The organism is Tenacibaculum sp. IB213877 (assembly GCF_034043975.1).
Classification (GTDB): domain Bacteria; phylum Bacteroidota; class Bacteroidia; order Flavobacteriales; family Flavobacteriaceae; genus Polaribacter.
Map to the genome: position 1 here is coordinate 1 of NZ_JAXCHH010000031.1, position 967 is coordinate 967.

Genomic DNA, 967 nt, shown 5'->3' on the forward strand with positions numbered 1-967 from the left:
AGGAGCTACAGGCGGCAGTTCGGTAACATTATTACCAGCAGGCGAGTACTATGTAGTAGTATCGATGACCGATAGTCCATTCTGTCCAGTAACTTCACCAACAGTAACCATAGATGAGCCAACAGATCCATTAGCATTAGCAACAACTCCAGTAGGTGTAAGTTGTTTTAATGGAGGAGATGGAAGTATCACAGCTACCGGATCAGATGGTTGGGGAGGTTATACGTATAGTTTAACACCAGTAACAGGAACATCACCAGCAGTAGCATTTAGTAGTAACAACGTATTTAACAATTTAACGTCAGGTACGTATGATATTACTGTAAGAGATGCAAACGGATGTGAGGTAACAGTAACAGAAACGGTTGCAAATACTACATTAGTTGAATTTACAGTAGTGAAAGATGATAATTCATGTGATAGTAGTACAGGAGGAAGTATTACGGTAACTCCAATAGGAGGAACAGGTACGTATACCTTCACCTTAACAAACACAGCTACTAGTGCTATAGTATCAACAGCAAGTGGTACAGCAGCACATACCTTTACCAATGTAGCAGCAGGCGATTATTCAGTATCCGTAGTAGATAGTAACAACTGTCCAGGAACAGCAATAGGAAGTCCATTAGTAACTATTACACCTAATTTAGCCTTTACAGCAATTCAGACAAAGAATATAGACTGTAGTGCAAGTCCAGATGGAGTAATAGAGATCAATATTACATCAGGATCAGGTACTTATGAGTATTCAGTAGTAAACAGCTTAGGAGGAACAGTTGTAGCGCAAACAAGCACAGGAGGAACCACAGTAAGTTTCCCTGTAAGTACAGCTGATACATATACAATTGAAGTATTTGATATGGCAGCAACGCCAGTATGTTCAAATACAGTAGCTGTTGTTGTAGCCCCATCAATTCAGCCTAATTTCAGTGCAGTAGCAAGTGTTGATAACATTTGTTTTGGCAGC

1 pseudogene is annotated in these 967 nt (G+C 39.9%); it reads left to right on the top strand.

Going from position 1 to position 967, the window contains the following annotated elements:
- A pseudogene (locus tag SLH33_RS12945) lies at window positions 1-967 on the top strand (SprB repeat-containing protein); the annotation flags it as partial.